Here is a 20,566-nt window from a genome sequence, read left to right as displayed (position 1 = left end):
GGTGGTTCAGGGGACGGGCTGCGTCAGCTCAGGACGGCGAGCGCGTCGATCTCGATGAGCAGCCCCTTGGGCAGGCCCACGTAGACCGTGGTGCGGGCCGAGGCGGGGGCCTTGAGACCCTGCTCCTCGAAGTAGGCGTTGTAGATCTCGTTCATCTCGGCGAAGTGGTCCACGTCCGTGAGGTAGACGCGCATCATCATCACGTCGTCCCAGGTCGCGCCGCCCTCTTCGAGGATCGCCTTGACGTTGGCGAAGGTCTGGAGGGTCTGCTCGCGCAGGGTGGGGCCCGCGGGGGTGGGGGCCTTGCCCTCCTCGGCGGGCAGGAAGCCGACCTGACCGGCGACCTGAAGGATGTTGCCCTTCTTGACGCCGTGGGAGAACTTCGCGGGCGGGGTGGTGTGGGTGGCCGGGGTGAGCGCTGTTTTTACGGTGTTCTCGGTCATCGGTCGTTCAGGCTTCCTTGAGGGGTGACTTGCCGGAGTACTCCCGGCTGATGGCGTCCGCCGTACGGCGCACCAGCGGGAGCAGCGTGAGGAGTTCGTCGGCGGTGACGACGACATTCGGCGCTGAGACCGACATGGCGGCGACGACCCGGCCGTCCGCACCGCGGATGGGGGCCCCGATGCAGTTGATGGACTCCTCGTGGCCACCGAGGTCGGTGGCCCATCCCTGTTCGCGCACGGCGCCGAGCTCCTTGAGGAACGCGGCGGCGTTGGGCGTCGAACGGGACGTGTACGTGGGGTAGTCGAGCTTCTCCGCGATGGCGCGGCGCTCGGCCTCGGGAAGGTCGGAGAGCAGCAGCTTGGCGACGGCGGCGACCGTGATCGCCACCGGCTTGCCGATGCGCGAGTACATCCGCACCGGGTAGCGGCTCTCGACCTTGTCGATGTAGAGGACTTCCTGCTCCTCGTAGACCGCGAGGTGGACCGTGTGGCCGCACTTCTCGTTGAGCGCGAGGAGGTGGGGGTGCGCGATCTCGCGCACGTCGAGGTTCTCGACGGCTTCCTGGGCGAGCGCGAAGAGGCGGGCGCCCAGGCGGTAGCGCTGGTCGGACTGGCGGTAGACCAGGCCGTGTTCGTGGAGCGTGCGCAGGAGCCGCAGGGCGGTGGACTTGTGCACTTCGAGGCGCTCGGCGACCTGGCCGAGGTCGGCGGGGCCTTCGGCGAGCAGCGGCAGGATGGACAGGGCGCGGTCGACGGTCTGGCTCATGTACGTGCCTCCTCCTTGGCCTCAGTGTTCCTGGGGACGCCGTCCGTCCAGCCGGGGCCGAGACGAAGTGTCCCCCAGGCGTCGGCGTCCAGTGCGGCAAGACGATCGGTGTGCGCCCGGGCGGGCGGCGTGGCGAGGTCGCCGGGGACGGTGAGCGCGGCGGCGGCCATGAGGTGCCCGTGGCGCAGGCGCTGCTCGGCGGTCAGGCCGCGCAGGGTGGCGGAGAGGAATCCGGCGGCGAAGGCGTCGCCGGCGCCGACGGGGGCGACGACGTCGACCTTGAGCGCGGCCTGGAAGACGGCGGGCTCCCCGTGGGTATGGATGGTGGCGCCGCGGCTGCCCTGCTTGACGACCAGGGTCGCGGGCTCGGGGAGCGCGGCGCGGATGGCGTCGGGGCCGCCGGTGACGCCCCACGCGTCGGCGGCCTCGTCCTCGCCGACGAAGACGAGGTCGGCGCCTCGGGCCAGGTCGAGCAGGACGCGGGGGCCTTCGCCCGCAGCCCCGCTCCACAGGCCGGGGCGGTAGTTGACGTCGAACGACACCAGGGGGCGTCCTGGCCGGGGGGCGGTCAGCTCGCGCAGGAGGGCGAGGCAGTCCGCGGAGAGGGCGGCCGTGATGCCGGAGAGGTGCAGGATGCGGCCGGCGTCCAGGGCATCGCGGTCCACGCTGCGGGGTGCCATCGCCGACGCGGCGGAGCCCGCGCGGTAGTAGAGGACCTCGTGGGCGTCGGTGTCGCGGTCGTCGGCGGTGCGGAAGTAGATGCCGGTGGGGCGGTGCGGGTCGCGGCCGACGCAGCGGGTGTCCACGCCGTAGCGGGCGATCGCCTCGACGAGGTGGTCCCCGAAGCCGTCGGCGCCGACGCGGCTGACCCAGCGGGTGCGGTGCCCGGCCGCGGCGAGCGCGCAGGCGACGTTCGACTCGGCGCCGCCGATCCCGCGATCGAAGGAGGGCACGTCGGCGAGGCGGCCCGCGCGGGAGGGCAGGAACGTGACCATGGACTCGCCGAGCGCCACGACGTCCACTGCTGCCTGCGCGGCCTCTGCTGCCTGCGCGGGCTCCGCGGCGTTTGCGGCCTCTGCGGTCACGATCTTCCTGCCCCTCAACCGACTGTCCGGATCCGTTGACCCGGCGTTGGCTCGGATGTTAGACAGCAGTAAGCGACATACGCAATGACCGTTGCATATCATGCAACGCACCTTTTCGAGGAGGCGCCATGGCCGCCGACAACGCAGTCGACCGCTCCGCCCGACGCAGGGCCCAGGAGCTCGACCGGCTCGCGGAAGAGCGGATCGACCACCGCTTCAAGGGCCTCCCGCCGGACGCGGAGGGACTGACGGTCGGCGAGCTGGCGGCCCAGCGCCGCAACCTCTTCACGGACGGTTTCACCACCCCCGTCCTCGCTCTCTCCGCCGAGCGCCTGGAGCACAACCTCGCGCTGATGGAGACGTACTCCGAGCGGCACGGCCTCGCCTTCGCGCCGCACGGCAAGACGTCCATGGCCCCGGAGCTCTTCGAGCGTCAGATGGAGCACGGCGCGTGGGGCATCACCCTTGCCGTGCCGCACCAGGTGCGGGTGGCGCGCGCCTTCGGGGTGGAGCGGATCTTCCTCGCCAATGAGCTGGTGGACGCGTCCGCACTGCGCTGGATCGCGGGCGAGCTGGACGCCGACCCCGCGTTCCGCTTCATATGTTACGTCGATTCCGTGCCCGGCGTCGCCCTGATGGACGCCGCTCTGCGCGAGGCGGGCGCGACGCGTCCCGTCGACGTCGTGGTGGAGCTCGGCGCGGGTGAAGGCGCGCGGACCGGTGTGCGCACGGAGGCCGAGTGCGTCGAGATCGCCAACGCGGTCGCGGCGGCGGACACGCTGCGCCTGGTGGGCGTCGCCGGTTACGAGGGCGAGGTGCCGGACGCGACGCCCGAGCGCGTGCGGGCCTGGCTGGAGCGTCTGACCTCGCTCGCGGTCGAGTTCGACAAGGCGAACCGGTTCGCGGACCTGGAGGAGGTCGTCGTCAGCGCGGGCGGCAGCGCGTGGTTCGACGCGGTGGCGGACGTGTTCGCCGAGATCCCCGATCTGTCGGTGCCGGTACTGAAGTTGCTCCGGTCGGGCGCGTACGTCTCCCATGACGACGGCCACTACCGTCACCTGACCCCGTTCAACCGTGTCCCGGACGAGGGCGCCCTGCACCCGGCGTTCCGCCTCTGGACGCAGGTGGTGTCCCGGCCGACGCCGGAGCAGGCGTTCACGAACGCGGGCAAGCGGGACGCGGCGTACGACATCGACCTGCCCGAGGCGCAGGTCGTGCGCCGGGGCGGGGTGGAGCGGCCCGCGACGGGCGTCACGGTGACGGGCCTCTCCGACCAGCACGGGTGGGTCCGTACGACTCCCGAGGCGGACCTCGCCGTGGGCGACTGGGTGGGCCTCGGTCTGTCGCACCCGTGCACGTCCTTCGACAAGTGGCAGCTGATCCCTCTGGTCGAGGCGGACGGAACGGTCACGGACTACATCCGCACCTATTTCTGACCCCCGGGTCCTGGGGGCTCCCTGAACCGCCGCTCCGCGGCGGGTGTCTCCCACCCACCCACCCGATTACCCCGTAGCCGAGCAAAGTGAGAGGCACCCCGTGGACCTCGTCATCCGAGACGCCCGCGTCATAGACGGCACCGGAGGTGCCTCCTACCGAGCCGATGTCGGCGTACACGAGGGCAGGATCACCGAGATCCACCGGGAGGGAGGGGACGCGGGCCCCCGCCCCACGGGGGACCGCACGGTCGAAGCCCACGGCCTGGCCCTCGCCCCCGGTTTCATCGACATGCACGCCCACAGCGACCTCGCCCTCCTCCGAGACCCTGACCACAGCGCGAAGGCGGCCCAGGGCGTCACCCTGGAGGTCATCGGCCAGGACGGGCTGAGCTACGCCCCGGTCGACGACCGCACCCTGGCCCAGGTCCGCCAGGCCATCACCGGCTGGAACGGCGACGGCAGCGACATCGACTTCGACTGGCGCACCGTCGGCGAGTACCTGGACCGCCTGGACCGCTCCCACGGCGGCCAGGGCATCGCCGTGAACGCGGCCTACCTCATCCCGCAGGGCACCGTCCGCATGTACGCGCTCGGCTGGGACGACCGCCCGGCGACCCCCGCCGAGGTCGAGCGGATGAAGCAGCTCGTCGCCGAGGGCATGGAGCAGGGCGCCGTCGGCATGTCCTCGGGGCTCACGTACACCCCCGGCATGTACGCCGACGACTCCGAGCTCACCGAACTCTGCAAGGTCGTGGCTCAGTTCAACGGCTACTACTGCCCCCACCACCGCAGTTACGGCGCCGGCGCCCTCCAGGCGTACGAGGAGATGGTCGACCTCACACGCACCGCGAACTGCCCCCTCCACCTCGCGCACGCCACCATGAACTTCGGCGTGAACAAGGGCAAGGCGCCCGACCTGCTCGCCCTCCTGGACGACGCGCTGGCGAACGGCGCGGACATCACCCTGGACACCTACCCCTACACCCCCGGCTGCACGACGCTCGTCGCCATGCTGCCGAGCTGGGCGAGCGAGGGCGGGCCCGACGCGATCCTGGCCCGGCTGCAGGACGACGAGACCGCCGAGAAGATCCGCCACCACATGGAGGTCATCGGCGCCGACGGCTGTCATGGCGTACCGATCGAGTGGGACAAGATCGAGATCTCAGGCGTCTCCGACCCGGGGCTCGCCTCCTGCGTGGGCAAGACCGTCGCCCAGTCCGCCGAGCAGCGCGGCGAGGAGCCCTGGGTCACCGCCCGGCGTCTGCTCATCAACGACAAGCTGGGCTCGACGATCCTCCAGCACGTCGGCCACGAGGAGAACGTGCAGGCGATCATGCGCCACCCCGTGCACACGGGCGGCAGCGACGGCATTCTCCAGGGCTTCAAGCCGCACCCGCGCGCGTACGGCACCTTCCCCCAGTACCTCGGCCGCTACGTGCGCGAACTCGGCGTCCTCACCCTGGAGGAGTGCGTCGCCCACCTCACCGCGCGCCCGGCCGCCCGGCTGCGGCTGCCCGACCGGGGCTTCGTCCGCGAGGGCTACCGCGCCGACCTGGTCCTGTTCGACCCCGAGACGGTCGCGGCGGGCTCCACCTTCGACACCCCCCGCACGCTTCCCTCCGGCATCCCGCACGTCCTGATCGACGGCAAGTTCGTGATGGAGGACGGGCGACGCACGGACGTCCTCGCGGGGCGGTCGGTGCGCCGGGCTCCCTAGGCCGGGGGGGGCGCGGTGCCTGCGGCCTTGCTGAATGCCGGGGCCGCCCGGTTGTCCCGAGGTTGGCGGTTACGGGACGGAAGACGACCGGACGGCCCGAGGGGCGGGACTCTCGACCACTCCCGGCATGCTGTTCGGTGTTCCGGTCGGCTGCCGACCAGTTCTTCCGGCATGACCGTCACGGGCCTCATCACCGCCGGGCCCGCGAGAGCTCCGGGATCGGAACCGGTCTCGTCAAGCGTCTGCGGACCGGATCTATCCGCGTGGGGTGGCGCACCTACTTTGGGAAAGTTGTGTTCTGGCAGCAGGGGGGCGCACGCGTTGCCGGATGCGCCCTCTTGGACCCCCAGGTCCCCTACTTCTTCTTGCCCTTGATGTCGATGTGGGCGTTGAACTTCGCGCCCAGGATCGTCACGAACACGTTGCCCTGCCGGCCGCGTGTGTCCAGGGTGTCCCCGACCTGCCCCTTGCCGAGGGCGGCCTTGTCCTGGATCGCGGTCGAGCGGAGGTTCGTGAACTGGTTGTAGCGCTGCGATGCCAGGTCGGCGGCTTCCGCCCACTCCTCCTGGAAGGAGGCGTATTCGGTCTCCGTCATGCCGGAGCCGAACGTGAAGTTGGGGTGGTTGGCCTGCTCGTAGTGGTGCCTGCACAGATCGAGGAGCGAGCCGGCGCTGCTCGACACTCCGACCGCGTTCACAAAGGAATCGGCCTGCTTCTTGATCTCCGCCGTGCGTTCCGCCACCCGCGCCGCGCGCCGCTGTTCGGCCACGTCGTCGTCGAGGGTCTTCTTGGCCGCCGCCAGACCGTTGTTCTTGTCCTCGTAGGTCGCGATGCGGACGGAGGCTTCCCGCTTGCGCTGCGGGATCAGTCCCCAGGGAAGGCCGATCGACTCGCTGTACTCGGTGAGCAGGTCGGTCGCTTCCGTCTCGTCGTTCGCGTATTCCACGTGCCCGATCATCTTGGTCATGGTGTTCCCTTCCTCCCCGCCGGTCCGTCCGGCGACGAGTGCCGCGGGCAACGTCTCACCGGAGCGGACCGCCGTCACCGGGTGGCGGCCCGTCCGGTTCTCGCCGCTGGATCCGCTGCCTCAAGACGGTCCCGCCCGCCGCCACGAACCGCTGCTAGGCCGCGTGACCTTCGAACCAGAGCGAACCGAGGTCGGTGACCAGGGGTGAGGTGCGCGTCCGGGTCGAGAGCCGCCGCAAGCAGCCTGAGCAGCTCCAGCGTCGGGGCCGTCCCGCCCTCGGCCCGCCTCACTGAGACCGTCCAGCCACGCTCGCACCTTCGGCTCGATCTCGAAGCCGTACAGGTCACTCATACGAGGAACAACTCGGGTACGCGGGATACCTCACGCACGGCAGCTCACCGCCGGGCTGCCGGACCAGGTGCACTCCCCCGGCGCTTTCGTCCGCCGCAGGCTGCGCGACAAGCTGCCGCCGCAGCTCGCGGCACGGCGTCAGGTCCTCGTGGAGTGCACGCCTCACGAGGTACGGCGGCGAGTGGCGGCGGTCAAGGGCTGTAAGAGCCTGACAGGGTAGGGGTACAACCATTCGACTCCTTGGATTGTCTTGGGCACCGTCCAGGACTGCTCCAAGGAGAGAACCTTCATGCCCATGCCCTTCCGCACCGTTGTCGCCGCCGCGGCCGTCACCGCCCTGACCGGCGGCTTGTTCGTCGCTGGTCCAGTGGCGTCGGCGGCTGCCGCACCCGCCAAGCTCGCCGACGACTTCAACGGTGACGGGCACCGGGACATCGCGGTCGGCGCGCCGTACAAGACCGTCGGCGGGGCGCAGGCCGCGGGTGAGGTGGTCGTGGCTTTCGGGACGGCCGACGGTCCGGCCACCACCGGCAAGGCCTCGCTCACTCAGAGTTCCTCGGGCGTGCCGGGCACGCCCGAGGACAGTGACCATTTCGGGATGTCGATCGCCAGCGGCGACCTCGACGGTGATGGATACGCGGACCTCGTCGTCGGCGCCGACGGCGAGGACGTGGGGGACTTCGAGGGCCAGGGCAGCGTCACCATCCTGTGGGGCGGCGTGAAGCCGTTCACCAGCAGCACCACGACCACCGTGGAGAACCCGGAACAGTGGCAGTCCCACGGCTGGGACGTCGCGGTGGGGGACTTCACCGGCGACAGCGGCGCGGACCTCGCGGTGATCGAGCCGCGCGCGGCCGTCGTCTACAAGGGCGGCTTCGACCGAGCGAGCAAGCCGGTGCCCGCGTACACCCTGTCGGTCCCTGGTGGAGGGCTCCGGTACTCGGAGGCCGCCGTGGGCGACGTCAACGGGGACGGCAAGGACGACCTGGCCGTGACCGGCGATGCCGGGACCGGACGGCCGGGCACCGACATCTTCACGGGTCAGGAGGGCCGCCCGAGCCGGATTCAGCGTGTGGACGACGGGAACACCGCCGTCGCTCTCGGTGACGTGAACGGTGACGGCTTCGATGACATGGCCACCTCCCTGACCTGGCCCGAGTTCTTCTCCGTCGACGACCCGAGCAACGGCTCCGGCTACGTCAGGGTCCGTCTGGGCAGCCCGACGGGCTTCGGCGAGCCGGTGACCCTGCACCAGAACAGCGCCGGCGTGCCCGGTGCCAACGAGGACGGCGACAACTGGGGAGCCTCGGTGGCGATCGGTGACGTCACCGGCGACGGCAAGGCCGAGCTGGTGGTCGGCGCCAACGGCGAGCAGCTCGGCGACCTGGACAACGCCGGTGACGTGACCGTGTTCCGCGGTTCCGCCTCCGGTGTCTCGCAGTCCTCGGTCGTGCGCGTGTCCCAGGACACCGCCGGGGTTCCGGGCGCCGCCGAGGCCGGGGATCTCTTCGGCGCGCAGGTCCGGATCGCCGACTACGACAAGGACGGCAAGGGCGACCTGGCGGTGACAGCCTCCTTCGAGAACAACCGCAGCGGCGGCCTGTGGACCCTGCCGGGCACGTCGTCCGGCCTCACCGGTTCCGGTTCCACGTCGCTCAGCTCTGCCGACTTCGGCCTCGCGAGCGGCTCGCGGTTCGGCGAGAGCCTGCTCGACTGAGAACGGTCCCCATCCCCGTCACCGACGGGGATGGGGACCACGTACACCGCCCGCTACCGCCTCGCGGCTGCCGGGCGCGGCAGCTTGCAGCCCTTGCGGGCGAGGTCGATCTTGCTGTCGTGGCCGACGCAGGGCACGATCCCGTACGTCTGCTGGGCGTAGTTGATGCCCTTGCGGACCGTCACGTTGCCCTTCCGGTCCACCTCACACGGGTTGTTGAGGGTGCAGCGCTCGCCGTCCTCGTTCCCCGTGTTGTTGACGGCCGTGACCTTGCCGGTCTTGTGGTCGATCACCGGCGAGCCCGAAGTGCCGCCGATGGTCTGGCACTCGGGGGTGTAGCGGACCGAGTCCTTCCAGGTCCACTCGCCTTCCTTGAGGCGGTACGCGAAACCGTCGATCTTGCAGGTGTACGTCTGCTTCCAGTAGCCGGAGACGACTGTGATGGCTCGCCCCTTGACCGGGTGGTCGTCCTCGATCTCCAGTGCCTTGATGCCGTACTTCTTCTGGATGTCGGCGTAGCTGGTGGTGAGTTGGTAGATCGAGATGTCGGTGTCGGTCATCGTCGCGTACGAGATCTTGCTCGCCGTGAGTGTCGCCTTCTCCGCGCCCTTGGCGTCCAGGAGCTTGAAGGTGCGGGTGGACGGCTGGTCGACGATGACCTCGCCCGCCGCCGGGAAGCCGCTCTCCAGGCAGTGGCCGTTGGAGAGGACGAGCGCGGGGTCGTCCGCCTTCGACTGGGGCGTGCGGACGACGGAGCCCGAACAGTTGCTGAGCGCGACGGTCCCCGCGAAGTCGACGCCCTTCTTCGCGGCCTCCCCCGCCGCTCGCGTCGACGACGTGCCGTCCGGAGCCGCGACCGAGGGTGCGGAGCCGAACCCTACGAGGGTGAGGGCGAGTAAGCCGCCCGCGAGAGCCTTGTTCATGTGTGGAGCCCCCCTTGTAGCTGTGCCCTGTGTGGTTGTCATGGGCATTCTTCGGGGGCCCGTGGAGGGGGACAAGGGGCGAGAACTCTTGACAATTCGGCGGGCCGGCCCGGCTGGGCCGACCCGCCGTGGTCCGAAGCCTTACGGCTTGGGGAGCTCGCAGCCCGCGCGGCTCAGGTCGATCTTGTTGCCGGGCGCCACGCACGGCACGACGCCGTACGTCTGCTGGGCGTAGTTGATGCCCTTGCGGACCGTCACCTTGCCGTTCTCGTCGACCTCGCACGGGTTGTTGTCCGTGCACTCCTCGCCGCTCTCGTTGCCGGTGTTGTTGACGGCGACGACCTTGCCGGTGGCGTCATCGATCACCGGAGAGCCCGAAGTGCCGCCGATCGTCTGGCAGTCGGGGGTGTAGCGGACCGAGTCCTTCCAGGTCCAGTTCCCCTCCTTGAGGCGGTAGGCGAACCCGTCGATGCTGCACTTGTACATCTTCTTCCAGTAGCCGGACGCGACGGTGATCGCCTTGCCCTGCTCCGGTCGCGACGCGTTCAGTTCAAGGGCCTTGATGCCGAACTTGCTCTCGATCTCGCTGTAGGTGCTGGTGAGTTGGTAGAGCGAGAGGTCGGTGTCCGTCATCGTGCCGTAGGCGATCTTGCTCGCCTTGACCGTGCCCGCGTTGCCGCCGCTGGAGTTCAACAGCGTGAAGCTGCGCGACGAGGGCTTGTCGACGACGACTTCGCCGGGCGCCGGGAATCCGGCCTCCAGGCAGTGGCCGTTGGACATCACGAGCGCCGGGTCGCCCGGCTTCGAGTCCGGCACGCGGACGACGGAGCCGGAACAGTTGCTCAGCGCGACCGTGCCCGCGAAGTCAACCGCCTTCGCCTTGACGGGCCGTTCGTCGCTGACGGCCGTCGCGGGCACCGCGGTCGCTCCGAGGAGCAGGGCGGAAAAGCACGCGACGACGAGAGGCTTGTTCATGTGGGGGGTCCCCTCTGATGACTGTGTGACCGAAGTTGCTTCGGTTTTGTCATGCGCATTGTTGAGGTACTCGGCCGCGAGGACAAGACCGCATACGGACACGACTGACCGCTGACAGGACACTCGGAAACCCCGGCCCCACTCCCCCGCACCCCCCTACGTGGCGCAAAACACGAGGCGGGTCTCCTTACGCGCCCGTAAGCTCGCGGACATGCAGGTCATCCAGTCGACGAAGCTCGCCAACGTCTGTTACGAGATCCGGGGCCCGGTGCTCGAGGAGGCGATGCGGCTGGAAGCGGCGGGCCACCGCATCCTGAAGCTCAACACCGGCAACCCGGCGGCCTTCGGGTTCGAGTGCCCGCCCGAGATCCTGGAGGACGTCCTCCGCAACGTCGGCGACGCGCACGGCTACGGCGACGCGAAGGGCCTGCTCGCCGCCCGCCGCGCGGTGGTCATGCACAACCAGACCTTGGGCATCGAGACGGACGTCGAGCACGTCTTCATCGGCAACGGCGTCTCCGAACTCATCGTCATGGCCATGCAGGGCCTGCTCGACGACGGCGACGAGGTCCTCGTACCGGCGCCGGACTATCCGCTGTGGACGGCCGCGGTCTCGCTCTCCGGCGGCACGGCCGTGCACTACCGCTGCGACGAGCAGGCGGACTGGATGCCGGACCTCGCCGACATCGAGCGCAAGGTGACCGACCGCACCAAGGCGCTCGTGATCATCAACCCGAACAACCCGACCGGCGCCGTGTACAGCGAGGAGATGCTGCGCGGCCTCACCGACATCGCGCGTCGGCACAACCTCCTGGTCTGCTCCGACGAGATCTACGACAAGATCCTCTACGACGATGCCGTCCACACCCCCACCGCCGCCATCGCCCCGGACCTGCTCACCCTCACCTTCAACGGCATGTCGAAGGCCTACCGGGTGGCCGGATACCGCGTGGGCTGGGTGGCCATCTCGGGGCCGAAGGCCCACGCGTCCTCGTACATCGAGGGCCTGACGATCCTCGCGAACATGCGCCTGTGCGCGAACATGCCGGGCCAGCACGGCGTGGTCGCCGCGCTCAGCGGGCGGCAGACCATCAACGACCTCGTACTGCCGGGCGGCCGGCTCGTGGAGCAGCGCGACACGGCGTACGACCTGCTCACGCAGATCCCCGGCGTGAGCTGCGTGAAGCCCAAGGGGTCGCTCTATCTTTTCCCGCGGCTCGATCCGAAGGTCTTCAAGATCAAGGACGACCGCCAGATGGTGCTCGACCTGCTCCGCGCCGAGAAGATCATGGTCGTGCACGGCACCGGCTTCAACTGGCCCGAGCCCGATCACTTCCGGGTCGTCACGCTGCCCACCGTGACGGACCTGACCGAGGCCGTCACCCGGATCGGCACCTTCCTGGACGGCTACACCCAGCCCTAGCCCCAGCCCCAGCCCTAATCCGCGGAGAGCCGCCGGAGTCAACTTTAGACTGAATCTAATGTAGGATGGTTTTCAAGCTACCCGCCAGGAGGCCATTCCATGTACGAGCCGATCCGCACCAAGTCGGTCCACGCCATGGCCGACCCCGGCGACTTCCCGCACCGCTCGCGCGAGGAGGAGCTGGACATCCAGCTCGCCGCGCACCTGGCCGCGCTCCTCGCCGTCACGGACGAGCTGCGCGCCCTCGCGCCCGCCACCGACCTGGACGACGCCGCCGAGCAGCTGGCGTCCGAGGTGGCCCGGCTGCGCGGCGGTCTTCCGCCGGTCCGCTCCGCCGTGGTGACCGCGATCCACGAACCGCACCTCACCGCCCTGCACCAGCGCGCCCACGCCCTCGCGGGCCGCGCCCTGGTGGTGGCGGCGTCCCGCGCCGACACCGCGGCGGCGATTCTCGCCGCCCGGCGCATGGACGCGCACGAGGGCGCCGCCCGGCTGGTTGGCGCCCTCTGAGCTGCCACTGAGGCCGCGTGCGCGGCTGCGGGTGATTCGCGGCTTGTCGCGCAGTTCCGCGCGCCCCTACGGGGCGCGGCCCTGAACGGCCCCGGTCCGAAGGCCCTGAGGTCTTCGGACCGGGTGCCATCTGCCCGGCTAGCCGATCACCCGTACCGTCGCCTCGGCCGACGAGCCCGCGTGCAGGGCGTCGCCCTCGTAGCTGACGGCGTAGACCGTCCTGCCGCGCTTGTTCGGCAGGTCCTTGATCCTGAACGTGCCGTCGGCCGCGACCGATGCCGAGGTCAGCTCGCCCGTCGTGCCGAACCGGTCGGTCCGCGTCACCTTCAGACTGATCCCGGACGGCAGCGCACGCCCCTGCCCGGTCAACGTGCCGGTGATCTCCACGCCACCCGTACGGGTCGCCTCGGCGGGCGCCGTCAGCTCGATCGCCGTCGCCGCCTTCGCCACGTCGACGGTGACCGTGACGTCCTCGGCGGGGCGATGCGTGACGTCGCCGAGGAACCGCAGCGTGTACGTCGCCTCGCCGAGCCGGTCCGGCACGTCCAGGACGGTGAAGCTGCCGTCGGCCGCGACCTTGGCGGCCGCCACCTCCTGCGTGCCGTCGGCGTCCTTCCGGACGGCCTCGACCTTCACCGGCTCCGCGGGCGCGGGCCCGTCCAGCTCCAACTTGCCGCGGATGCCGAGCGGTTCACCGACCACGGGCTTGGTGGGCGTGGTGCTCAGGGTGCCCGTGAAGCGCGAGTCGTACTGGGCGGCCGGGGGCTTGATGACGTGCAGCCAGTGGCCGCCGCCGCCGTCCGAGGTCACCGCGAAGAGCCGCGAGCCGTCCTTGGCCCAGCTCAGACCCTGCGGCACGACCCGCGCCCCGTCGAGCTCCCCCTCGAAGGCGAACTCCAGCGGTGCGCCGCCGTCCGCCGGGTCGGCGGGCTGGATCAGCAGGTCGGACGTGCTGCCGGAGGCGGCCGCGCCCCGCGCCACGTACTTCCCGTCGCCGCTGAACGCCACCGCCGACGCCTTCGCGCCCTCCGGCAGCGGCTGGTAGCCGACCGGGGCGTCCGCCAGGTCGGCGGCGTCGAGCAGCCGGGTGCCGTACGCGGCGTCCGCCACGGCGATCCGCTTGCCGTCGGCGCTCTGGGCGATGTCCTTCAGGTCGAGCGCGCCCTTGCCCTCGGCGTCCGCGAAGCGCCGCTGGGGGCCCCGCACCAGGTTCTCGCCGCTGGCGTCGAAGGTGGCGAGGAACGCGTTGGCCGCGTTGCCCGCGCCCGCCTGCCCCATCACGAGCCGGTCCGGCGCCCCGGGCCCGGTGTCGAGCCGCAGCCGCCCCTCGCTGTTCCAGCCGGTGTTGGTCGAGGAGGTGCCGTTGACCCCGTACAGCAGCGCGATGTTGTCGGGGCGGTCGCAGTACGAGCCGCCGGTGTACGGCGTCTCCGTGAACCACGTCTTGCCGCCCGCGACGGCCACCTCCCGGCCACAGGTGACGTCATAGGGCGTGGTCGCCGCGCCGGTCCTGGCCTGCGTCGCCGTGTCGAACGTCAGGATGCGGTTGGACTGCGACACGTGCAGCGTCGCGCCGTCCGCGCTGAGCGCCATGCCGGACGCCGGCTGATCCGTGGCGAGCGAACCGACGCGTTGTCCCTGGAAGTTGTAGACCAGGACGGCGCTCGCGCCACTGCCGCTCATGCGTCCGTCGGTGACGTAGACCCGCTCCTGCGCGTCGTCGACCACCATCGCCCCGAACGAGGAGATCGGCAGCTTCGCCACCTCGTCCGACGGAGTGGCGGCGTACGCGGCGGGCGCGGTGACGGCGACCAGACCGGCCGACCCCAGGACCGCCGCGAGCGCGGCGCCCGTCACACGCCTTAACCGCTGAGAGTGCTTCAACTTGTCCCCCCACAGGCTCATTTGGTGGCCCGAAATGATCGAAGGGCCGCCGTGTGGGGTCATTGAAACATGTGAGGGGCATGTGAAGGCGGCGTATGCAAGATGCGGATATACGCGGATGGGCCCCGCACGCCGTTGTGCGGGGCCCATCCGGAATGCGCGGGATCTCAGCCGAGACGCTGCACCAGCGCGCGGTACTCGTCCCACAGCTCCTTGGGCGTGTGGTCGCCGAAGGTGTTCAGGTGCTCGGGGACCAGCGAGGCCTCGTCGCGCCAGACCTCCTTGTCGACCGTGAGCAGGAACTCCAGGTCAGCGGTGGGCAGTTCGAGCCCCTCGGTGTCCAGCGAGTCCACCGTCGGCAGGATGCCGATGGGGGTCTCGACGCCCTCGGCCTTGCCGTCGAGGCGGTCGACGATCCACTTCAGGACGCGGCTGTTCTCACCGAAGCCGGGCCACACGAACTTGCCGTCGGCGTTCTTGCGGAACCAGTTCACGTAGTAGATCTTCGGCAGCTTGGACTGGTCGGGCTTGTCGGCGCCGACCTTGACCCAGTGGGCCATGTAGTCGCCCATGTTGTAGCCGCAGAACGGCAGCATCGCGAACGGGTCGCGGCGCAGTTCGCCGACCTTGCCCTCGGCCGCGGCGGTCTTCTCGCTCGCCACGTTGGCGCCGAGGAAGACGCCGTGCTGCCAGTTGAAGGACTCCGTCACCAGCGGCACCGCGCTGGCGCGACGGCCGCCGAAGAGGATCGCCGAGATCGGCACGCCCTTGGGGTCCTCCCACTCGGGCGCGATGATCGGGCACTGCGAGGCGGGCGTGGTGAAGCGCGCGTTCGGGTGCGCGGCCGGGACGCCCGACTCGGGCGTCCAGTCGTTGCCCTTCCAGTCGGTGAGGTGGGCCGGAGTCTCCTCCGTCATGCCCTCCCACCAGACGTCGTTGTCGTCCGTGAGCGCGACGTTCGTGAAGACCGAGTTGCCCCACAGGGTCTTCATGGCGTTGGCGTTGGTGTGCTCGCCGGTGCCGGGCGCGACGCCGAAGAAACCGGCCTCTGGGTTGATCGCGTAGAGCCGGCCGTCCTCGCCGAAGCGCATCCAGGCGATGTCGTCGCCGATGGTCTCGACCGTCCAGCCGCGGACCGTCGGCTCCAGCATGGCGAGGTTCGTCTTGCCACAGGCGGACGGGAAGGCCGCCGCGACGTACTTGCTCTCGCCCTGCGGGGGCGTCAGCTTCAGGATCAGCATGTGCTCGGCCAGCCAGCCCTCGTCGCGCGCCATGACGGAGGCGATGCGCAGGGCGTAGCACTTCTTGCCGAGCAGGGCGTTGCCGCCGTAGCCCGAGCCGTACGACCAGATCTCGCGGTCCTCGGGGAAGTGCGAGATGTACTTGGTGGAGTTGCAGGGCCACGGCACGTCGGCCTCGCCCTCTTCGAGCGGGGCGCCGAGCGTGTGGACGGCCTTGACGAAGAAGCCGTCGTCGCCGAGCTCGTCCAGGACCGCCTGGCCCATGCGGGTCATGGTGCGCATGGAGACCGCGACGTACGCGGAGTCGGTGATCTCGACGCCGATCGCGGAGAGCGGCGAGCCGACCGGGCCCATGCAGAAGGGCACGACGTACATCGTGCGGCCGCGCATCGAGCCGCGGAAGACGCCCTTCTCACCCGTGAAGATCTCCCGCATCTCGGCGGGGTCCTTCCAGTGGTTGGTCGGGCCCGCGTCCTCCTCCTTCGCGGAGCAGATGAAGGTGCGGTCCTCGACGCGCGCGACGTCGGTCGGGTCGGAGGCCGCGTAGTACGAGTTCGGGCGCTTGATCGGGTCGAGCTTCTTGAAGGTGCCCTTGGCGACGAGCTCCTCGCACAGGCGCTCGTACTCGGCCTCGGACCCGTCACACCAGACCACGCTGTCCGGCTGCGTCAGTTCGGCGATCTCGCTCACCCAGGAGACGAGGTCCTGGTGGTTGGTGGGGGCGGTGCCCTGGGACTCAGAGAGAAGGGGAGCCGCGATGTCGCGCGCCACGATTGCTCCTATACGAGGGGTTTATAGGTTTGTTGCCCCGTGGGGGCTGCGACCCGGACGCTTCACGTGGTGTTCCCTCTGGCGCTCATCCGGTGCCGACCGCACTCATTTGATCATCCGACGCTTCCGCGCATATGTCCAGAGGGCCTCACACGTGAGCGGCGTGAGCATCGCCACTCGCTCGGGCGGCCTTCTGTACGCGAGTCCGTCACTTGTACGCTCGGGTATCACCGTGAGCATCGCCACTTGTACGCCACGGCTCTCCCCTGACTGATGCCTAACTTACGGTTGCGTAGGTACGATTCCCCTCATGACCGCTCCCGTCCCCGACGCGATCACGGACCCCCCGACCAAGGGCGCCGACTCGTCCGCGCTCGATGCCCTGCCGCTCCCGGACCTCGCCGAAGTGAAGCCGAAGATGCGCGGCTGGCTGCACGCGGGCATGTTCCCCCTGGTCCTCGTGTCCGGCATCGTGCTCACGGCACTCACGGACTCCACCCGTGGCCGGATCGCCGTCGGCATCTACGTCCTGTCGGCCTGCCTGCTCTTCGGAGTGAGCGCGATCTACCACCGGGGCACCTGGACCCCGCGTGCGGACGGCGTGCTGCGCAGACTCGACCACGCGAACATCTTCCTGATCATCGCCGGCACGTACACCCCGCTGACGATGCTGCTGCTGCCCGGCTCCAAGGGGCAGTGGCTGCTGTGGGGCGTCTGGGGCGCGGCGGTGGCCGGCATCCTCTTCCGCGTCTTCTGGGTCGGCGCGCCGCGCTGGCTCTACACCCCTTGCTACATCGCGATGGGCTGGGCCGCGGTCTTCTTCCTGCCCGACTTCATGCGGGCGGGCGGCATCGCCGTCCTGGTCCTCGTGATCGTGGGCGGACTGCTCTACAGCGCGGGCGGCGTGATCTACGGCATCAAGCGCCCCAACCCCTCCCCGCGCTTCTTCGGCTTCCACGAGGTCTTCCACTCGCTGACGCTGGCCGCGTTCGCGGTGCACTACGTGGGGATCTCGCTGGTGGCTTACCAGCACGGGTAGTCACCACGCCCCACCCTCTCCTTCTCCTTCTTATGGCCGCGGCTTTCGAGCCGCGGCCATTCGCGTGCGCGGGCGCGGGCCGACGCAGGTATTGACGGTGACTACCTTTTGAGAGCTACTCTCATTTCATGGCCACTGTCACGAATGCGTCTGCCGTGGAGCAGCGCGACCCCCGCCGCTGGTGGGCGCTCGCCGCCCTCGTCGCGAGCATGCTCGTGCTCGGTTTCGACATGACGATCCTCAACGTCGCCCTGCCGACGATGGCCGGGCAGCTGGACGCGAGCACGGGCGAGCAACAGTGGATGGCGGATGCGTACGTCGTCGTCTTCGCGGCCCTGATGCTTCCGGCCGGGCTGCTCGGCGACCGGTTCGGGCGCCGCAAGATGCTGGTCACCGGGCTCGGCGTCTTCCTGGTGGGCTCGCTGCTCGGCGCCCTCGTCCACTCCGTCGAGCTGGTCGTCGTGGCGCGGGCGGTCATGGGCATGGGCGGCGCGCTCGTCATGCCGCTCGCCCTGGCCGTGCTGCCCGCGCTCTTCGCTCCCGGCGAGCGGACCAAGGCCATCGGCATCGTCTCGGCGGCCTCCGCGCTCGGCGCGCCGCTCGGGCCGATCGTCGGCGGCTGGCTGCTCGACCACTTCTGGTGGGGCTCGATCTTCCTGATCAACGTCCCGATGGTCGCGATCGGCATCACGGCCTGCGTCTTCCTGCTCCCGGAGACGACCGACCCGTCCTCCCCCAAGGTCGACGTCGCCTCCACCGCGCTCACCGCGGCCGGTCTTGGCGCGCTCATCTACGGGATCATCGAGGCTCCCGTACGCGGCTGGGGCGACCCGCTGATCCTCGGCATGTTCGGCGGCGCGGCCGTCCTGATCACCGCGCTCGTCCTGCGCGAACGGCGCATGCCGCGCCCGATGCTCGACATGTCGCTGCTGCGAAACCGCGGCTTCCTGCTCAACACGCTCGCGGCGACCCTCGTCATGTTCGTCCTGTCGGGTCTGATGTTCGTCCTTCCGCAGTATCTCCAGGCGGTGCTCGGCCACGACGCCTTCGGCACCGGGCTGCGGATGCTGCCGATGATGGGCGGCCTCCTCGTCGCGGCGAGGGGCGCGGAGCCCGTCGTACGCCGCTTCGGCCCGCGTGCGGTGATCAGCGCCGGGCTCGTCGTCCTCGCCTTCGCGGCGATCCTCGGCAGCCGTACGACGGTCGAATCCGGCTACGGCTTCACCGCGCTCTGGCTCACCGTCGCCGGACTCGGCTTCGGCTTCGCCGTCGTGCCGTCCATGGACTCGGCCCTCGGCGCGCTCCCCGTCGAGCGGGCGGGGTCGGGCACGGGTCTCCTGATGACCGTGCGGCAGGTGGGCGGCGCCGTCGGGATCGCGCTGCTCGGTTCGCTGCTCTCCAGCGTGTACGTCGACCGCCTCGACACCGCGCGGCTGCCGGACGCGGCGGCGCAGACCGCGGGCGATTCGGTGGTGGCCGCCCACGCGGTCGCCGAACGGCTCGGGGCTCCCGGGCTCGTGGACTCCGCCGACGCGGCGTACATCGACGGCATGGTGACGGTCCTCCTGGTGAGCGGCATCGCGGCGCTGGTGACGGCGCTGCTGGTCGCGGCGCTGCTGCCGAAGGCGGCCGGCACGACGCCGGACGGCGCCGACATGGCACGGCGGCCGGAGGATGCCCGACAATGAGCGCCATGACCGCCGCACGCACCACCGCTTCCGCGCACGGCCCCCGGCCGGGGCTCCGCGAACGGAAGAAGCTCAAGACCCGCATCGCGATCCGTGAGGCCACCTACCGGCTGATCGAGGAGCAGGGGTACGAGGCGACGACGGTCGAGCAGATCGCGGAGGCGGCGGAGGTGTCGGCGTCGACGGTCTTCCGCTACTTCCCGACCAAGGAGGACATCGTCCTCACCGACGAGTACGACCCGCTGCTCGAGGACGAGTTGCGGGCGCGCCCCGCGGACGAGCCGATCGTGGAGTCCCTGCGGATCGTGCTGTGCAGGGCGGTGGGCCTCGGGTTCACGGAGGAGCCCGAGGTCTCGCGCCTGCGTACGCGCCTGATGATCGAGGTCCCCGCCGTGCGGTCCCGGCTCCTGGAGAGCATGTCGGTCACCGGCCAGATGCTCTGCCGCGTCATCGCGGAGCGCAGCGGCCGCGACCCCGGGCAGCTGGAGGTCCGGGTGTTCTCGATGGCCCTGATCGCCGCGCTCACGGAGACGGCGGCGTACTGGGCGGAACACGGCCACCAGGACGACATGGGCGAGCTGGTGGGCCGCACGATGGACATGCTGACCTCCGGCTTCGGCACGGGTGCGCCGGAAGCCTGACACTCCGCGCGATCCCGCCCGCGGGCCGCGGGAAATCCCCGGCCGTGCGCGTTCGGCCCGTGCCATCCTGACCGCATGAACGGTCCGGAGATCCTCATCCGCTTCGCCCCCGAGCTGGGCCTCTTCGTGCAGCACGACCGAAGGGGCGGCCCCACCAAGGCCGTTACGGACGGCGCGTCCACGCTCGGGCACGTCGTCGAGTCGCTCGGGGTTCCGCTGACGGAGGTCGGCTCGCTGGTGGTGGACGGCGCGGAGGTCGCGGTCTCGCACGTCCCGGCGGCGGACGAGTCGGTCGAGGTCCGCGCCGTCCCCCGCCCCCAGCCCCTCCCCGACGCGCCCCTGCGCTTCCTCCTGGACGTCCACCTCGGCACGCTGGCACGGCGCTTGCGCCTGCTCGGCGTGGACGCGGCATACGAGAGCACGGACATCGGCGACCCCGCCCTGGCCACGCGCTCGGCCGCTGAGCGGCGGGTGCTGCTCAGCCGGGACCGGGGCCTGCTGCGGCGGCGGGAGCTGTGGGCCGGCGCGTACGTCTACAGCGACGCGCCGGACGAACAACTCCGGGACGTACTGAGCCGTTTCGCCCCCGCCCTGCACCCGTGGACCCGCTGCACGGCGTGCAACGGCTCGCTGCGGGCGGCGAGCAAGGAGGAGGTCGCGGAGCGTCTGGAGGGCGGTACGCGAGGGACGTACGAGGTGTTCGCGGAGTGCGGGGAGTGCGGGCGGGTGTACTGGCGGGGGGCGCATCATGACCGCCTTGAGGGGATCGTGGCGCGGGCGGTGGCGGAATTCTCCCCGCCCCCGCCCCTTCCCGAAAACCCGCTCGGCGCGGGGGCCTAGCTGGGGCTCCGCCCCAGACCCCGCTCCTCACACGCCGGAGGGGCTGAAATACAGCCCGGGGGCCAAACCCTGGGTGGGCACCCGCCGGCCACAGACCCGGGGGGGCTCCGCCCCCGGACCCCCGCTCCTCAAACGCCCGGAGGGCTGGA

At 70.4% G+C, this 20,566-nt stretch carries 17 protein-coding genes; 9 read left to right on the top strand and 8 right to left on the bottom strand.

Features of this window, described 5'->3' with window-relative positions:
• Positions 1-23: 23 nt before the first annotated feature.
• From ACIGXX_RS40820 to ACIGXX_RS40810, 3 genes are read right to left on the bottom strand one after another with little or no spacing between them, the layout of a single operon-like run.
• Entirely contained in the window at positions 24-443 is a 420-nt protein-coding gene (locus ACIGXX_RS40820) for a RidA family protein (RefSeq protein ID WP_351170509.1), read from the bottom strand.
• 7 nt (positions 444-450) lie between these two features.
• Positions 451-1,209 carry an IclR family transcriptional regulator gene (locus ACIGXX_RS40815; RefSeq protein ID WP_351170511.1) on the bottom strand — a complete coding sequence of 253 codons (759 nt, stop codon included), beginning with the start codon at positions 1,207-1,209 and terminating at the stop codon, positions 451-453.
• On the bottom strand, positions 1,206-2,204 hold the full coding sequence (locus ACIGXX_RS40810; RefSeq protein WP_399983820.1) for a sugar kinase: 999 nt from the start codon (positions 2,202-2,204) through the stop codon (positions 1,206-1,208). Before ACIGXX_RS40810 ends, ACIGXX_RS40815 begins: the two co-directional genes overlap by 4 nt.
• A 218-nt stretch (positions 2,205-2,422) precedes the next feature.
• Here ACIGXX_RS40810 and ACIGXX_RS40805 point away from each other — a divergent pair, with 218 nt between their 5' ends.
• Together ACIGXX_RS40805 and ACIGXX_RS40800 are read left to right on the top strand one after the other, a co-directional pair.
• A complete protein-coding gene (locus tag ACIGXX_RS40805) occupies positions 2,423-3,730 on the top strand; it encodes an amino acid deaminase (RefSeq protein ID WP_383826335.1) in 1,308 nt (435 codons plus the stop codon).
• 100 nt (positions 3,731-3,830) lie between these two features.
• Positions 3,831-5,447 (top strand): D-aminoacylase, encoded by a 1,617-nt coding sequence (locus tag ACIGXX_RS40800; RefSeq protein WP_366462961.1) that lies wholly within the window; start codon positions 3,831-3,833, stop codon positions 5,445-5,447.
• A 355-nt stretch (positions 5,448-5,802) separates the two neighbouring features.
• Here ACIGXX_RS40800 and ACIGXX_RS40795 read toward each other — a convergent pair whose 3' ends face one another.
• The gene (locus ACIGXX_RS40795; protein WP_351170520.1) at positions 5,803-6,414 is read right to left on the bottom strand and encodes a hypothetical protein; all 612 of its coding nucleotides are present in this window, start codon (positions 6,412-6,414) and stop codon (positions 5,803-5,805) included.
• 640 nt (positions 6,415-7,054) lie between these two features.
• Here ACIGXX_RS40795 and ACIGXX_RS40790 point away from each other — a divergent pair.
• Entirely contained in the window at positions 7,055-8,482 is a 1,428-nt protein-coding gene (locus ACIGXX_RS40790) for an FG-GAP-like repeat-containing protein (RefSeq protein WP_399983706.1), read from the top strand.
• Positions 8,483-8,535: 53 nt separating this feature from the next.
• On the opposite strand, the gene ACIGXX_RS40785 is transcribed toward ACIGXX_RS40790, so the two are convergent.
• Together ACIGXX_RS40785 and ACIGXX_RS40780 are read right to left on the bottom strand one after the other, a co-directional pair.
• Entirely contained in the window at positions 8,536-9,405 is an 870-nt protein-coding gene (locus ACIGXX_RS40785; protein ID WP_361471501.1) for a trypsin-like peptidase domain-containing protein, read from the bottom strand.
• A 141-nt stretch (positions 9,406-9,546) separates the two neighbouring features.
• Positions 9,547-10,380: a serine protease gene (locus ACIGXX_RS40780; RefSeq protein ID WP_383826347.1), complete on the bottom strand. Its 834-nt coding sequence runs from the start codon at positions 10,378-10,380 to the stop codon at positions 9,547-9,549.
• A gap of 211 nt (positions 10,381-10,591) precedes the next feature.
• Between ACIGXX_RS40780 and ACIGXX_RS40775 the strand changes: the two genes are divergently transcribed.
• Together ACIGXX_RS40775 and ACIGXX_RS40770 are read left to right on the top strand one after the other, a co-directional pair.
• Positions 10,592-11,803: a pyridoxal phosphate-dependent aminotransferase gene (locus ACIGXX_RS40775; protein ID WP_351170535.1), complete on the top strand. Its 1,212-nt coding sequence runs from the start codon at positions 10,592-10,594 to the stop codon at positions 11,801-11,803.
• A gap of 99 nt (positions 11,804-11,902) precedes the next feature.
• On the top strand, positions 11,903-12,313 hold the full coding sequence (locus ACIGXX_RS40770) for a hypothetical protein (protein ID WP_351170538.1): 411 nt from the start codon (positions 11,903-11,905) through the stop codon (positions 12,311-12,313).
• Between the two features lie 138 nt (positions 12,314-12,451).
• Here ACIGXX_RS40770 and ACIGXX_RS40765 read toward each other — a convergent pair whose 3' ends face one another.
• The gene (locus ACIGXX_RS40765; RefSeq protein ID WP_399983699.1) at positions 12,452-14,170 is read right to left on the bottom strand and encodes an Ig-like domain repeat protein; all 1,719 of its coding nucleotides are present in this window, start codon (positions 14,168-14,170) and stop codon (positions 12,452-12,454) included.
• 194 nt (positions 14,171-14,364) lie between these two features.
• The gene (locus tag ACIGXX_RS40760; RefSeq protein WP_351170544.1) at positions 14,365-16,209 is read right to left on the bottom strand and encodes a phosphoenolpyruvate carboxykinase (GTP); all 1,845 of its coding nucleotides are present in this window, start codon (positions 16,207-16,209) and stop codon (positions 14,365-14,367) included.
• A gap of 310 nt (positions 16,210-16,519) precedes the next feature.
• Between ACIGXX_RS40760 and ACIGXX_RS40755 the strand changes: the two genes are divergently transcribed.
• The 4 genes from ACIGXX_RS40755 (at position 16,520) to ACIGXX_RS40740 (ending at position 20,417) form a co-directional block, all read left to right on the top strand.
• Entirely contained in the window at positions 16,520-17,248 is a 729-nt protein-coding gene (locus ACIGXX_RS40755; protein ID WP_399983695.1) for a hemolysin III family protein, read from the top strand.
• Between the two features lie 128 nt (positions 17,249-17,376).
• On the top strand, positions 17,377-18,936 hold the full coding sequence (locus ACIGXX_RS40750) for an MFS transporter (RefSeq protein ID WP_366462967.1): 1,560 nt from the start codon (positions 17,377-17,379) through the stop codon (positions 18,934-18,936).
• A complete protein-coding gene (locus ACIGXX_RS40745) occupies positions 18,933-19,577 on the top strand; it encodes a TetR/AcrR family transcriptional regulator (RefSeq protein WP_399983691.1) in 645 nt (214 codons plus the stop codon). The genes ACIGXX_RS40750 and ACIGXX_RS40745 overlap by 4 nt, the downstream gene beginning before the upstream one ends.
• A 75-nt stretch (positions 19,578-19,652) precedes the next feature.
• Positions 19,653-20,417 (top strand): Mut7-C RNAse domain-containing protein, encoded by a 765-nt coding sequence (locus ACIGXX_RS40740; protein ID WP_351170556.1) that lies wholly within the window; start codon positions 19,653-19,655, stop codon positions 20,415-20,417.
• Positions 20,418-20,566 lie beyond the last annotated feature (149 nt).

It is taken from the genome of Streptomyces sp. NPDC055243, from assembly GCF_044544025.1.
GTDB lineage: Bacteria > Actinomycetota > Actinomycetes > Streptomycetales > Streptomycetaceae > Streptomyces.
Note: the sequence above shows the minus strand (reverse complement) of the source record. Positions and strands in the feature narration are given on the sequence as shown.